The sequence below is a fragment of the Flavivirga aquimarina genome (genome assembly GCF_030540835.1).
Classification (GTDB): Bacteria; Bacteroidota; Bacteroidia; order Flavobacteriales; family Flavobacteriaceae; genus Flavivirga; species Flavivirga aquimarina.
In genome coordinates this window covers 26,659-40,974 of record NZ_JAUOEK010000093.1, presented here as the reverse complement: position 1 = coordinate 40,974, position 14,316 = coordinate 26,659, and the positions used below count along the sequence as shown (strand labels likewise).

At 31.7% G+C, this 14,316-nt stretch carries 16 protein-coding genes and 1 riboswitch; of the genes, 9 read left to right on the top strand and 7 right to left on the bottom strand.

The annotated features are described in order from the left end of the window. Window positions 1-2 precede the first annotated feature (2 nt). Window positions 3-212: a hypothetical protein gene (locus Q4Q35_RS08435; protein ID WP_303277527.1), complete on the top strand. Its 210-nt coding sequence runs from the start codon at window positions 3-5 to the stop codon at window positions 210-212. A gap of 308 nt (window positions 213-520) precedes the next feature. Here Q4Q35_RS08435 and Q4Q35_RS08430 read toward each other — a convergent pair whose 3' ends face one another. Genes Q4Q35_RS08430 through Q4Q35_RS08415 form a run of 4 tightly spaced genes read right to left on the bottom strand, consistent with a single transcriptional unit; the run spans window position 521 to window position 2,686 of the window. After that, window positions 521-1,063, bottom strand: coding sequence for a GFO_1091 family lipoprotein (locus Q4Q35_RS08430; RefSeq protein WP_303277526.1), 543 nt, complete (start codon window positions 1,061-1,063; stop codon window positions 521-523). 15 nt (window positions 1,064-1,078) lie between these two features. Continuing rightward, on the bottom strand, window positions 1,079-1,639 hold the full coding sequence (locus tag Q4Q35_RS08425; protein ID WP_496559757.1) for a GFO_1090 family protein: 561 nt from the start codon (window positions 1,637-1,639) through the stop codon (window positions 1,079-1,081). A gap of 50 nt (window positions 1,640-1,689) precedes the next feature. Continuing rightward, complete coding sequence (locus Q4Q35_RS08420) at window positions 1,690-2,190, bottom strand: PG0215 family putative anti-sigma factor (protein ID WP_303277524.1); 501 nt, start codon at window positions 2,188-2,190, stop codon at window positions 1,690-1,692. Next, window positions 2,177-2,686, bottom strand: coding sequence for a GFO_1088 family ECF-type sigma factor (locus Q4Q35_RS08415; RefSeq protein WP_303277523.1), 510 nt, complete (start codon window positions 2,684-2,686; stop codon window positions 2,177-2,179). Before Q4Q35_RS08415 ends, Q4Q35_RS08420 begins: the two co-directional genes overlap by 14 nt. Window positions 2,687-2,966: 280 nt before the next feature. Between Q4Q35_RS08415 and Q4Q35_RS08410 the strand changes: the two genes are divergently transcribed. Continuing rightward, on the top strand, window positions 2,967-4,442 hold the full coding sequence (locus Q4Q35_RS08410) for a GFO_1087 family putative carboxy terminal peptidase (RefSeq protein ID WP_303277522.1): 1,476 nt from the start codon (window positions 2,967-2,969) through the stop codon (window positions 4,440-4,442). A gap of 13 nt (window positions 4,443-4,455) precedes the next feature. Further along, window positions 4,456-5,169: a Dph6-related ATP pyrophosphatase gene (locus tag Q4Q35_RS08405; protein WP_303277521.1), complete on the top strand. Its 714-nt coding sequence runs from the start codon at window positions 4,456-4,458 to the stop codon at window positions 5,167-5,169. Window positions 5,170-5,420: 251 nt separating this feature from the next. Here Q4Q35_RS08405 and Q4Q35_RS08400 read toward each other — a convergent pair whose 3' ends face one another. Further along, window positions 5,421-7,283: a TonB-dependent receptor plug domain-containing protein gene (locus Q4Q35_RS08400; RefSeq protein WP_303277520.1), complete on the bottom strand. Its 1,863-nt coding sequence runs from the start codon at window positions 7,281-7,283 to the stop codon at window positions 5,421-5,423. Window positions 7,284-7,349: 66 nt separating this feature from the next. Further along, window positions 7,350-7,662: riboswitch (cobalamin riboswitch) on the bottom strand. An 89-nt stretch (window positions 7,663-7,751) separates the two neighbouring features. On the opposite strand from Q4Q35_RS08400, the gene Q4Q35_RS08395 reads away from it, so the two are divergent. The 4 genes from Q4Q35_RS08395 to cobC all read left to right on the top strand — a co-directional run bounded on the left by Q4Q35_RS08395 (window position 7,752) and on the right by cobC (window position 10,816). Further along, window positions 7,752-8,255, top strand: a complete 504-nt coding sequence (locus tag Q4Q35_RS08395) for a bifunctional adenosylcobinamide kinase/adenosylcobinamide-phosphate guanylyltransferase (protein ID WP_303277519.1) — start codon at window positions 7,752-7,754, stop codon at window positions 8,253-8,255. Further along, complete coding sequence (cobT, locus tag Q4Q35_RS08390) at window positions 8,256-9,299, top strand: nicotinate-nucleotide--dimethylbenzimidazole phosphoribosyltransferase (protein WP_303277518.1); 1,044 nt, start codon at window positions 8,256-8,258, stop codon at window positions 9,297-9,299. It begins immediately after the preceding gene. Window positions 9,300-9,497: 198 nt separating this feature from the next. Beyond that, a complete protein-coding gene (locus Q4Q35_RS08385) occupies window positions 9,498-10,259 on the top strand; it encodes an adenosylcobinamide-GDP ribazoletransferase (protein ID WP_303277517.1) in 762 nt (253 codons plus the stop codon). Continuing rightward, window positions 10,244-10,816, top strand: a complete 573-nt coding sequence (cobC, locus tag Q4Q35_RS08380; RefSeq protein WP_303277516.1) for an alpha-ribazole phosphatase — start codon at window positions 10,244-10,246, stop codon at window positions 10,814-10,816. Before Q4Q35_RS08385 ends, cobC begins: the two co-directional genes overlap by 16 nt. Window positions 10,817-10,930: 114 nt before the next feature. Here cobC and Q4Q35_RS08375 read toward each other — a convergent pair whose 3' ends face one another. Together Q4Q35_RS08375 and Q4Q35_RS08370 are read right to left on the bottom strand one after the other, a co-directional pair. After that, complete coding sequence (locus Q4Q35_RS08375; RefSeq protein WP_303277515.1) at window positions 10,931-11,242, bottom strand: GIY-YIG nuclease family protein; 312 nt, start codon at window positions 11,240-11,242, stop codon at window positions 10,931-10,933. 88 nt (window positions 11,243-11,330) lie between these two features. Next, on the bottom strand, window positions 11,331-11,987 hold the full coding sequence (locus Q4Q35_RS08370) for a Dph6-related ATP pyrophosphatase (RefSeq protein ID WP_303277514.1): 657 nt from the start codon (window positions 11,985-11,987) through the stop codon (window positions 11,331-11,333). A 91-nt stretch (window positions 11,988-12,078) separates the two neighbouring features. Between Q4Q35_RS08370 and Q4Q35_RS08365 the strand changes: the two genes are divergently transcribed. Both Q4Q35_RS08365 and Q4Q35_RS08360 read left to right on the top strand, forming a co-directional pair. Then, a complete protein-coding gene (locus Q4Q35_RS08365) occupies window positions 12,079-13,221 on the top strand; it encodes an ABC transporter substrate-binding protein (RefSeq protein ID WP_303277513.1) in 1,143 nt (380 codons plus the stop codon). After that, window positions 13,222-14,253: a FecCD family ABC transporter permease gene (locus tag Q4Q35_RS08360; RefSeq protein ID WP_303277512.1), complete on the top strand. Its 1,032-nt coding sequence runs from the start codon at window positions 13,222-13,224 to the stop codon at window positions 14,251-14,253. Window positions 14,254-14,316 lie beyond the last annotated feature (63 nt).

Genomic DNA, 14,316 nt, shown 5'->3' with positions numbered 1-14,316 from the left:
TTATGCTAACCGATAAACAGTCTTTATTACTTTGTGGTCTTACGGCCAGTGGTATTTTTATTGCCGGAATTTTGGATATCCTGAATAATTTTATTGTTTTAACAATTCTTACCCTTATATTCTTTGCTGTTATTGGGAATCTGCTTTATATAAAAATGAATCCAAAAGAAGACGATAAAAAAGAACTAGAAAATCAAAATGATTCAATATAACTTGAGTTCGACATAAAGATAATCGTATTTCATTAAAAAATAGCAATTTACAATTTGTGTCAGGTTGAGCGCAGTCGAAACCTATTTAAACTTGTGAATTTTAATGACCTTTCGACTGCGCTCAAGGCGACAAACACCTTATAATATTGGCTTTCACACCTTAAACAGACTTGTTCTTATATCATAGAAATCAGGTTAATATAAAAAAGGCTTGTCAAATCGACAAACCTTTCTTTTTTCCTGCAACGCAAGAATGGTAATCTTTAAATAAAAGAGACATCCTCTTTTTATATTAACATAACTATATATTATTTAAAGAATTTCATAATATCTTGTATTTGGTTCTCATCAACATTAGCTGTTTGCAAAGCGGTAAATAGCGTAACCATTCTATCTGGACTCATATTATCTCCCAGCACCCGAACAATACCAAAACCTAATTCTTTAGCACTTCCAAAAACAACGACTTCATCCGCTTCATCATCTGTTCCAATATATTTTACAACAATTTTTCTTCCCTTATCACTAAACTCCATAAGATCGTTGTACTTACCATCATTTAAAATAGTTTTAACTTTAGCTAATTCCGCATGATAAGTTTCTGTATTTGTTTCAGTCGTTTTATAGGCTAAAAAATTTAATCGTTTTACCGAATTATAAGCATCATTTTGCTCTTCTGTAAAATTAGATTTGTCTAATTTAACCATAGATAATGGTACATCTTGAGATATAAAATTGTCCGATTCCTGATTATCTACAAAATAGCGTTGTAAGCTTACTCCATTCCCGCAGCTTGTTAAAATAACTGCTGTAAATAAAGTGTAAAATATACGTTTGATTGATTGTTGCATGATTGATGATTCTTTTTAGTTCTTTTTTTCCAGATGTTTACCTCCAGGAATATTCATTTTATCGGTAAGCTTAGAGATTTCATTTAAATTTATGTCTCCTGTAAGCGATACAACTACTGTTTCTATTTTCCTGTTTTCTCCATTAATTTCTACTCCTTGTCCTTTCATGACTTTATCAATACCATTAACAAAGATTAAAAGTTCTTTTACATGGTCTGAATCTTTACCTTCTTTTACATAAAACTTGACTTCGGTTCCATCATCTTTTACTTCCATTAACTCTTCTAAAGAGCTTGAACGAGATCTTACCCATTTTTGAATATCTCCCGAAATAGCCTTGTTATCTGTTACAATGGTTTTAAAACTGGTGATGCTTTTTACCATATCCATATAAGCTTTAGCCTCTGCATCTTCTACATTAATACCCATTTTTGCTATCATTTGAAACATTTTAGGTTTAATCGATACATAAGTAACATCAGAATTATCACTATACTTATCAAAAATATTTTGAGCCATCCCCATCAATGGTAATAACATCAATGCCGATATTAATACAATTACTTTCTTATTCATCTTTTCTTTATTAAAATTTATTATTGTTTTCATTTTCTTGTCTTTAATCGTTAATTTTTAAAAATTATACTTGTTGTGTTTTCAATTTCATTAAGGTAACCAAGTGTAGATGTTCCTTTGTTTACTTCGTTAAGATACCCTACCGTAGAAGTTCCTTTATTAAAATGACTTGAAATCATTGCTAACGATTTTGTTACTTCGTTAAGCGCTTTTTCAGGTTTATTAAAAGTTCCATATGCGTATGCTTCATACGAAGAAACTATTGGTTCTTTAAAATAAAACCCTAACATAAGAACAGCTACTGCAGCAACGGAAATCCATTTGTAATTAAAAGTACGTTTGTCCCGATAACTATCGGGATTTAATGGTACGTCCTTAGTAAATTGTTCTTGTTGGTTTACCAAAAAATATGCGAACATAGGTTTATACATTTCTAAATGTGGCGCTACAGTCTCTTGTGAAAAATAGTGTTTTAACTGCTGCTCTTCTTTTAGGCTTGTTTCACCGTTTTCATACTTATCTAGTAATTTTTCTATATTATTTAATACCATACTTATGTGTACTAGTTAATTTTTCTCTTATTGTTTTTCTTGCTCTCGATAAGTTTACACGTACTGCCGTATTATTCATATTTAGCATTTTAGCAATCTCATCTAAATCATATTCTTCTATATCTCGCAGTTGAATTATTATTTTTTGTTGCTCGGGTAATTCTTCAATAATTTTCGATACCCAATCGACACTATCATTCAATTCTACTTGCTTTTGCAATGATGTATTACCGTCCTCATAATTACTATGTACAATTTTTAAATTTTGTGCCTGTTTAGATTTTAATTTATCAAAACAAAAATTTTTAGTCATAGTCATAGAAAAAGCCTCTACATTTTTATACTCCTGTATCTTCTTTTTATTATTCCATAATCTTAACAAAACCTCCTGCGTAGCATCCTCGGCTTCTTCAGTAGATACAAGTAATCGTTTTGCTAAACGAAAGACTTTATCTTTAAAAGGCATTACAATATTTAAAAACTCTACTTGAGTCATTAATGGTTTTGTTTAGTTATAAAAAGCTTATTATTGCTATTTGGTATTACGACGAACTAGTTTCAGATTTGTTACAATATTTTTTTTATTATACAATAATGTAAGTAAATTTATGGTTTTAAAGACTAAAGAACTTATTTAAAGTTTTTGTTTTATGCAAAGATTTAAAATTTTGTGTCTTTATAGAGTCTTTTTTGAATAGCATATACGTTACGATAAAAAGTCAAAATAAGGATGCTGCAAAAAAAACGTTAAACGAGTTCCCCTATAAAAAACAGCTATGAAATATTTTAAAGCCCCAATTTTACTAGTTACACTTGCCTTTTTAACAACAAGTTGTTTTGAAGATAATGATGATATTACAACTTCTACAGTTGATATAAACGATTTTGTTTGGAAAGGCATGAATTCATGGTATAATTGGCAGTCTCAAGTTTCTGACCTAGCAGACACTAAAGATGATAATAATGCCGAGTATCAAGCTTATTTGGGACAATTCGATACTCCTAACGATTTATTTAACAGCCTAATATATCAACCAGAAGTAACCGATAGGTTTTCCTGGTTTATTGACGATTATATCGTGCAACAACAACAATTTCAAGGTATTTCGTTATCTCACGGTATTGAATATCAATCTGTTCAAATAAATAATGATGGTGATGTTATTATATATGTAAGACATGTTGCAGATAATTCTCCTGCAAGTGCTGCAAACATTAATAGAGGTGATATTATTAATGCCATAAACGGTGTTACAGTAAACACGACAAATTTTGAGGATATTACAGAGAGTTTGTTCGACGAGACAGTTACCCTTTCTTTTGTTTCTGAAAGTGGTGGAACATTAACATTTATTGAGGAAAAAACTATTACAGCTGTTGTTTTGGTTGAAGATCCGGTTTTTTTAACAAAAGTGTTTGACAATATAAATGGCAAAAAAGTTGGTTACTTGCTCTATAATGCCTTTAGGTCATCATATAATGATGAACTGAACGACGCTTTTTTATTTTTCAAAAATGAGAATATTGAAGAATTAATACTTGATTTGAGAATTAATAGTGGTGGTTCTGTAGGAACTTCTGCATATTTAGCTAGTATGATTTATGCTGGTGCCGGTACAGACAGGTTTGCAGATTTAAAATTTAATTCTAAACATAGTGATAGTGATGGTTTTTATGATTTTCAGAATACACTTAATGTATATGATGCAAATGGTAATAAAACTGGAGAACAAGCAATTAACAGGTTAAATACACTTAGTAGTAGATTGTATATTTTAATATCTGGTAATACAGCTTCAGCTAGTGAAATGGTTATAAATGGGCTTAGACCTTTTATTGACAACGTAACACTAGTTGGAACTACAACGTATGGGAAAAATGTTGGTTCCATTACATTGTATGATTCGCCTTCGTCCGATTATATAGAGCAATCTACTGCCAACCCTAATCACCTAAACGCCATGCAACCTATCGTTTTTCAAATATTTAATAAAAATGGAGAAAGTGATTACACCCAAGGATTTTCTCCTGATATTGAAGTGAAAGAATACGAATTCTGGAATGCTATTTTACCATTTGGTGATGAAAATGAAGCTGTTTTAAAAGCGGCACTTGATGATATAAGAGGTGTTACAACTAAATCTAGCATAGCAAAGAAGGCAGCTTCTTTTTCTAAAGAAATAGATATTAAAGCTCTTGATAATAAATTTGAAAGAGATATGTATATAGATAGTGATTATTTTGTGAAATAATAAAAATAGTTACTTGAATAAAATAAAAACCTATTTTAATTGGAGTTCTGGAAAAGACTCTGCATTAGCACTTTATCATTTACTTCGAGACAAACGTTATGCCGTTGATGAACTAATTACTACAGTAAATAGCCATTACAATCGGGTATCTATGCATGGGCTTAGAAAAGAGTTATTACTAGCGCAAACAAATGCATTAAATATAAAATCGAGCCTTATTGAATTGCCCGAAATGCCAAGCATGGAAATTTACGAGCAAAAAATGACAGAAACTGTTACCCGTTTAAAGGATGACGGATTTACTCATAGTGCATTTGGTGATATTTTCCTTGAAGATTTAAAGGCATATCGCGAAAAGCAATTAGCAGATGTAGGCCTAAAAGCAGTATTTCCTATTTGGAAGCGTGACACCAAAGAACTTATTTATGAATTTTTAGATCTGGGTTTTAAAACGATTATTGTTTGTGCAAATTCTAAATATTTTGGTGAAGATTTTGTGGGCACCGTTATAGATAAACATTTTATTGACAACTTACCTAAAGATGTAGATCCATGCGGCGAAAATGGCGAGTTTCATACCTTTTGTTTTGATGGCCCCATCTTTAATAAACCAGTTTCGTTTACTATAGGTAAAAAAGTATACAGAGAATATAATAATCCGAAAACAGATGATTCTATTTGTAAAGCAGATGCTTATGGTGTCTGGTATTGTGACCTGCTTCCCTAAGTGCATCATAAAATAAATATAACAGATTATTTGTACAGTAGTGAATAGTATGAATTCATTTTTAGACCTGCCAGGTTTTAAAAACCTGGCAGGTCTTTATTGTGATCTAGTCGCAAAAAACTCCTAATTTATCTTGTAACAGCCATTTAAATTATCATTTCCATACGGTCACTGGGTGACTTGTACCGAGCAAAGCCGAAGTGAAGTGAAAATAGAAATCTAAAAAACAAAAAAGAGCGTCTAAAAAGTATCTATAGAGTCAATTGAAAACCTAACCTAGCATTTCTTCCTTTAGTTACATACCCCGGAACATCTTCATAATCTTCATTTAGAATATTATCGATACCTCCAAAGAATTTTACTTTATTTTTAAGAGCAGTATGACTTATATAGAAGTTAAACAAGCTAAAACTCTCCAATAGAGGTACAAAACTATTTTCGAATCTATCATGTGTATATTGGTACGATAACGATGCAAAAGTCGTCTTGCAAAAATCGTAGCCTATTTGCAAATTCCCTTTATGTTTTGGTATTCTACGTGCTAAACTTTCTTTGTATTCTGTAAACGTATAATTAGCAGTAACAGATAATTTTTCAATAGGTGTTGCATTAACCTCAATCTCTACACCCCTAGCATGTAATTTATCTGTTGCGTTTAAATAACCACTATCAATCCATAACACGGTATTTTTCTCTTCTCTATTAAAGAAAAGTCCTGTTACTCTAAAATTGTTATTTAGCTTAAATTCAGCACCAGCCTCTATAGTCCTATTTTCTTCTGGGTCTAAATCTGGATTAGCTCCGAAATTACCAAATAATTGAGACAAAGATGGTGTTATAAAAGAAGTACTAAAAGAACCGAAAACTTTTGTATAGCTGTCATCATCAGATTTTAGAATGAATGATGGATTTAAGTTATATGTGAAATGAGACCCGTAGTCACTATGATTATTTAAACGTGCTCCGGCATTAACATTTAAACCAAAATCTGATACATATACAAAATTAGCATACGGATCTACAATAGTAAATCTTACATCATTTGCAAATACAGCTTTGTTTTCAATAGCGTTTAAACCAACTATAGTATAAAACATTTTATCAAAAACATATTTATTGTAAACATCTAATACATAGTTTTTTGATTTGAATGTAGATGGAAAATTAGATATAAATTCTCTATCATATTCACTATATGCAGCATTTATATTAATACTACCATTTCTATATTTAAATTTAGATGAAAGTCCAACTCTGGATTGCTCATTATTAAACTCATCATTAGTATCAACTAAATTAAAATTAGAATCATACCCATCAATTTCTGAATTTGTATCAGTAAAGTTACCGTATACATTTAAAGAAAAAGCGTTATTAAACTTATAGCCTAAATTAACATCTACACCATATTTTGAATAAACATCTTTCTCATTAGAATCGCTAATTGCAGCCGAAAGACCGTCAGAAAATTGATTACTAAATGCGGCACGATATGTAAACTTATTTAAAGTTCCACTAATAGCGACACTATTATTAAAATCGGCAATATTATAGTTTTGGTCAGACTCGGACTGATTTGTTCCAATACTTGACGCAAAAATTGCATTTACTTTTTTAGCACTGGCCTTTTTAGTTGTAATATTTATTACTGCCGATGCAGCACCACTACCGTATAAAGTACTCGCAGCACCTTTAATTATTTCAATAGACTCAATTTGATTTAAATTTAGAAGTCTAAGATCATACTCAATATTAATTTGAGATGGATCACTTACTTGAATACCATCAATTAAAACTAAAACTTGGCGATTACGACCACCACGAGCATATACACCTAAATTCTGACCTGCATTACTTCTACTACCGTTAATTTCGATACCAGACTGTGCATTTATTAATTCTGAAACCGTTCTTCCTTGGTTTCTTTCAATATCGATCTTCGATATTTTAATAACAGATTTTCCTGAATTTTCACGCTTTAGCGCAAAACGCGAATCTGTAATAACAACTTCTTCTAATTGTTCTACTTTTGTTGAGTCTTTTTGCTGTTGTGCGAACCCAATCATAGATATACCAAAACATAGTACACCAAAAACGTTTGTCTTTTTGTTCATTTAAATGACTAATTAATCGAGAGTGGTATGGATGTCATACGCAAACTTTTATCCCGAAAGTTTAACTTAATTGTTTCGAAAATGGCAGGTCTCCTGACTTATTTTATGTTATTAGACCTTCCCAGCGCGAAGCCAGTGGCTTTTTGAAGTTAATAACATCTTCCGTAGAAGTACTGATTAATCCCAATAACTATCGGGTACAGTATAAATTTACAGTTGCGGGAACAGTTCAGGACTGGAGATTTTCAGATTTTAGACTTTAGATTTTAGAATTCAAAAATTCGTAAATCAGCAATCTACTATCATCAATCACTTCACCTGATTCCCTTTTAATCCATTCAATTAAAACTGAATAGAACCAAAATTCGCTGCAAATATACTAATCAATTTTAGAATTATAAGTACACTTTTCGCTTTATTCATATAAAATATTTAATCTTTGCAAACTCATTAAATAATTCTCTTCGTATGATTTTTTACATAACAGGAGGCGAACGCTCAGGAAAAAGCAGCTACGCACAAAACTTAGCTTTATCACTATCAAACACACCAAAATATGTTGCTACATCACGCATTTGGGGCGATGACCATAGAAAACGAATTGATAGACATATTGCCGATAGAGATGAAAGATGGACATCTATTGAAGAGGAAAAAATTGTTTCTAAAGTAATAAAACCAAAAGATGTGGTTGTAATTGATTGTGTTACCTTATGGCTTACAAATTTCTATGTCGATACAAAAAATGATATTGAGAAAAGCTTAGAATTAGCTAAAATTGAATTTGACAAACTACTCGATATAGACGCAACAATTATTATAATTTCTAACGAAATTGGTATGGGTGTACATGCCCAAACTGAAATAGGCAGGAAATTTACCGAACTTCAAGGTTGGATGAATCAACATATAGCCAAACATGCAGACAAAGCAACTTTAATGGTGTCTGGAATACCAGTAAAACTTAAATAAATGACCTACCAAATAGACCCAATTGCAAACCCTGAATTAGAAGCAAAAATTCAACACAAAATAGACTTAAAAACAAAACCTATTGGGGCTTTAGGTAAGCTAGAACATATCGCTTTTCAAATTGGGCGTATTCAGCAAACCGAAAACCCAAAAATAGAAAAACCAACTATTGTTGTATTTGCAGGCGATCATGGTATTGCTACTAAAGGTGAAGTAAACCCTTTTCCGCAAGAAGTAACCTCACAAATGGTTTATAATTTTATTAATGGCGGTGCTGCAATAAATATTTTTAGTAATACTAATAATCTAAGCTTAAAAATAGTTGATGCCGGAGTAAACCACACCTTTCCTAACGAACTTGATATTATTAATGCTAAAATTGATTTTGGTACTAAAAACTATCAAGAAGAACCCGCTATGACATTAAAACAATGCGAAGAGTCCTTTAATAAAGGGAGTGACATTATTTCTAAACTTAAAAATGAAGGTACAAATACCATCGGATTTGGAGAAATGGGAATTAGCAATACCTCTTCTGCGGCTTTGCTTATGTCTTATTTTACAGAAATTCCTATTTCTGAATGTGTTGGTTCTGGTACAGGATTAGATAATGAAGGCATTAGTAGAAAACAGCAAATCTTATCTAACGTTTATAAAAAATATAATCCACAAAATGCCTTAGAAGCTATGGCTGTTTTTGGAGGGTTTGAAATAGCTATGATTAGTGGTGCTATTTTAAAAGCAGCCCAACTAAAAATGACTATAATTATTGATGGTTTTATAGTAACTGCAGCTCTATTGGCTGCTCAAGCAATAAACAAAAACGTTTTAGACTATTGCGTATTTGCCCATAATTCTAATGAAAAAGGACATATAAAAATGCTAGAGTTTTTAAATGTAAATCCTTTATTATCTTTAGGTTTAAGATTGGGTGAAGGCACAGGAACTGCATTAGCGATCCCTCTGGTACAAGCCTCTGTAAACTTTTTAAATGATATGGCTAGTTTTGATTCTGCCGGAGTAAGCGGTGAAACTAAAGACTAATAAACCATGGACTGGAAGTTCATAGGTTCATTTTGGCAGACTGAAAGTCTCCTTCGTGAAATACCGAAACAAAAGAAAAAATAAACATTGTAAAACTGAATTAGTGTCAATTCGTGAAATTCGTGTCAAATTTTTTAGAAGCTCAAAGCGAAATGCACTAAAACACATAGTTTTAACTACAGTTGAGACCAATAAATTATGAAAAGAGAACTCCATATTTTCTTAACAGCCATCATGTTTTTCACAAGAATCCCTTGTCCGAAATGGGTAGACCATAACCCAGAGTATCTTTCAAAAAGTGCTAAATACTTTTCGTTAGTTGGTATTATTGTTGGTAGCGTTGGAGCTTTAGTTTTTTATGGTTTTTCTTTTATGCTATCTACAGAAATAGCACTTCTGTTAAGCATGGCTGCTACCATATACATTACGGGAGCTTTTCATGAAGATGGCTTTGCAGATGTTTGCGACGGATTAGGTGGCGGATGGACCAAAGAAAAGATTCTGCTTATCATGAAGGATTCTCGTCTTGGAACCTACGGCGTTATAGGGGTAGTTTTAATACTTGCTATTAAATTTTCTGCATTAAGAGAAGTTTCATTTCATTTTATTCCTATTACAATTATTGCAGGACATAGTCTAAGTAGGTTTATAGCGACTACATTAATTTACACGCATCCTTATGTTCGTGATACCGAAGACAGCAAAGCTAAACCCGCTGCAAAAAACATATCTATAAATATGCTAATTTTTAGTGGTGTTTTTGGAATAATACCATTATTCTTTTTTAATAAACCTTTAATTTTTATAACAATAATCCCATGTTATTTAGCGAAAGTTTACCTAGGCATTAAATTTAAAAAATGGCTGGGAGGACAAACAGGAGATTGTGCCGGAGCTGTACAACAATTATGTGAGGTAATCTTTTATTTAAGTGTTATTGCATTATGGAAATTTATATAATTAGGCATACAACTCCCGATATTGAAAAAGGAATTTGTTACGGACAAACCGATTTAAACTTAAAAGACACTTTTCTAGATGAGTTTAATGCAGTAAAAAAGCAAATCCCGAATAGCAAAACCTCCTATATCATAAAGAGTAGTCCATTAAAACGATGTGCTCTATTGGCAAATTATCTGGGAACACCTGTACTTTTTGATGATCGTTTAAAAGAACTCGATTTTGGAGACTGGGAAATGCAACGATGGAATCATATTCCTGAAGAAAACTTAAATCCATGGATGAAAGACTTTGTAAATGTTAGAGTTCCTAATGGCGAATCTTATACAGACCTGGCTTCTAGAGTATATAATTTCTTTGAAGACATTATAAATTCAGACAACAAACAAAACCTTATCATAGTAACCCATGCTGGACCGATAAGAGCACTTTTGGCTTCTGTTATGGGTCTTCCTCTAGAAAAATCATTTGATATTAAAATTCAATATGGAGACGTTTTTCATCTTGAAAAAATTGGAAATTCTTTAAAACTCATTTCTGAAATTGAACTAATTTAAGTTTACTTTCTGAAATAAGTTTATTTATTATTATTCGGATTTGAAGTTAATTGTCATTCCTGCGAAGGCAGGAATCCACTCGTATATTGATAACATTAAAACCACCTCTTATTTTCATTCAATCAAATAAGTCCAATCTTTAGATAAATCTTTCCAATTAGGATTATCTTTTTCTATTAAATCAATTTTCCATTGACGCTTCCACTTCTTCATATTCTTTTCTCTTTTTATAGCATCTTCAACGTATTGATAGGTTTCAAAATAGAGTAATTTATTTAATCCATATTTCTTTGTAAAACCTTCAACTAATTTATTTTTATGTTCGAACATTCTGCGTTCTAAATCGTTTGTCACACCAATGTATAACGTTCCACAAGTTTTATTGGTTAAAATATAAAGATAATATTGATGAATCGTTTTGTACATGAAACATTCTATTTAACTAGTGGATTCCTGCCGTAGTTTATCTTGAGCGAAGACGAAAGGCAGGAATGACAAAACTTAATAAAAAGCATCACCCCTCAACAAGTTCTAATTCAGCGAAATTATAATTACTAGACACCGATTTTTTAACCATTTCTACATGGATTCTATTTTTAAAAAAAGGTGCATTCACAACCAAAGTATGGTATTCACCATTTTCTCCACAAGCATCAACACCCATAGATTCAAAAGTTTCAATAATAGATGTATCTATGGTACTTCCTAAAAAATCAGGTCCTAAATCTTGATTACAAGAAACAATAATAGCTTCTAAACCGGCATCAATCATATCTAAAACCAACTGTTTTCTATTTCCTTGCCATAAAGGTAAAATAGCTTCCAAGCCTGCCGATTTGGATACTTTTTCTTCCCAATCCCGGTGCGATTCAATATCAATATCGCCAAAAACAGCATGAGAAAGTTCGTAGTCTTCAGCTAAAACATTTAAATGCTTTATATAGTTCTCTTCATAAGCTTTCCAGGTGCTATTAAAAAAATGAATAGGTAAACTTAAAGCTTCAGCCTGTGCTTTTAAAATAGGTTTTGTAATACCATGAGATCGGGATCTGTCTCCAAACTCATTCATAACATTTAATAAAACAGTGGGTTTGTACCCTAACTGTAAGGCCTTATAATAAGCAAAGCAGCTATCTTTACCACCACTCCAGGAACACAAAAAATTATTCATAATTCATTTTAAGCACCAAAAATAGCTTTAATTACTATATACCTATAGTTTTACAAAAAAAATAAAGACCTTTATACCTTAATTTTTTTTCATGCGATTTTTAATCCTTTTAGTAACATACACTGTGCTTCTTTCATCTTGTAAAGAAGAAAAAAAGCAGGAAACAATATCCTTAAACCAATCAGAAGGAATTAAAGAAACTCTAAGTTATGCTAAAGGTTTCTCTATAACCAATTATAAGAATTACAAAAAAGTAATCGTCAATTCTGCATGGCCAAACAGCAATAAAACGTTTACTTATTTATTAGTGAAAAAAGGTGAAAAACAACCAGATCATGATGCCAATACTAAAATAATAGAAATCCCCATTAAAACGCTTGTTGCTGTTTCTACAACCAATATTCCTGCCTTAGAATATTTAGGAGTAGATAATAGTTTAATTGGTTTTCCTAATACAAAATACATTTGCTCTGAAAAAACCAGAGTAAGAGTAGATAATGGAGCAATTAAAGATTTAGGTAACGATACATCGATCAATATCGAACTACTTTTAGAATTAAACCCAGAACTGGTGATTGGTTTTTCTGTTAATGGTATTAATAAAAAATTAGATCAAATAGAAAAATTAGGTATTCCAGTTGTTCTGGATGGTGCTTGGACTGAGCAACATCCTTTAGGAAAAGCCGAATGGATAAAATTTATAGCGGCTTTCTATAACAAAGAAAAGGAAGCCGATTCTATTTTTAAAACGATAGAAACCGATTATTTAAAGGCAAAAGCGATAGCAAAAACAATTACCAGAAAACCAACAATTATGTCTGGGTCGGCCTTTAAAGATGTATGGAACGTCCCTGGAGGTAAAAGTTTTATCGCAAAATATTTAGAAGACGCCAATACTGATTATATTTGGAAAGAAAATAACAACAATGGAAGTTCACAATTAAACTTTGAAAACGTATTGGAAAAAGCTCAAAATGCAGAGTTTTGGATAGGCGCTGGAAACTTTGACACTAAAAAACAAATGCTAGGTAATCATAAAGGTTATAGTGTTTTTGATGCTTATAAAAACAACAAAATATATACCTATACCAAAAGAAAAGGCGCCAAAGACGGTTTACTCTACTACGAATTAGGAACTTTACGACCAGACCTTATCCTAAAAGATATTATAAAAATTGCGCACCCCAAATTACTAAATGACTATGAAACTTTCTTTTTTAAACGTTTAGATTAGTTGCCATATACAAAAACATATAAACTACCATTTGTAGCATTAATTTTAGTGCTTTTTCTGTGTTTTTTTGCAAACATTAGTTTAGGATCTGTCTCTATTCCTTTTCAAGATGTTTTTAATAGTTTAATTGGAAATTCAACCGGAAATGAATCTTGGCAACATATTATCCATGAATACAGGTTGCCTAAAGCTATTACTTCCATAATCGTTGGTTCTGGTTTAGGAATCTCCGGATTACTCATGCAAACACTATTTAGAAACCCGTTAGCTGGTCCTTTTGTTTTAGGAATCACCTCTGGTTCCAGCTTAGGAGTTGCTTTAGTTATTATGGGCGCTTCTGCTTTTGGAGGTACTTTAGCCAGCGTATTGGTTTCGAAATGGAGTATTGTAATCGCAGCCAGCTTAGGGAGTTTTACAGTGCTATTGGTTGTTTTAATAATATCTAATAGAGTTAGAGACACCATGGCAATACTAATTATAGGCCTTATGTTTGGTAGTATTACCTCAGCAACAGTTAGTGTGCTCTCCTATTTTAGTTCTGCAGAAGAATTACAACAATATATTTTTTGGGGGTTTGGTAGTGTAGGGAATCTTACTTGGTACGAATTATTTATTTTATTTATAATTTATGCTATAGGAATACTAATAAGTTTATCATCTATAAAAGCATTAAACACTTTATTATTGGGAGAAAATTATGCAAAGAGTTTAGGTTTAAATATAAAAACAAGTCGGCTATTAATAATTATTGCAACTAGCTTATTAGCTGGAACCATTACAGCTTTTGCTGGTCCTATTGCGTTTATTGGTTTAGCAATCCCGCATATGACCAGACAAATTTTTAACACCTCGAATCATAAAATATTATTACCCGCTGTTTTTTTATTTGGAGCTATTACTATGCTTATTTGCGATAGTATTGCACAATTACCGTCCAGTGATCTTACATTGCCAATCAATGCCATTACCTCTTTAATTGGTGCGCCGGTTATTATTTGGTTATTAGTTAGAAAACGAAAAATGATGTTTTGAATATAGACGAGAGATGAAAGACGTAAGACAAAAGACTAATGCCGAAACTATTTGGAATTTGAA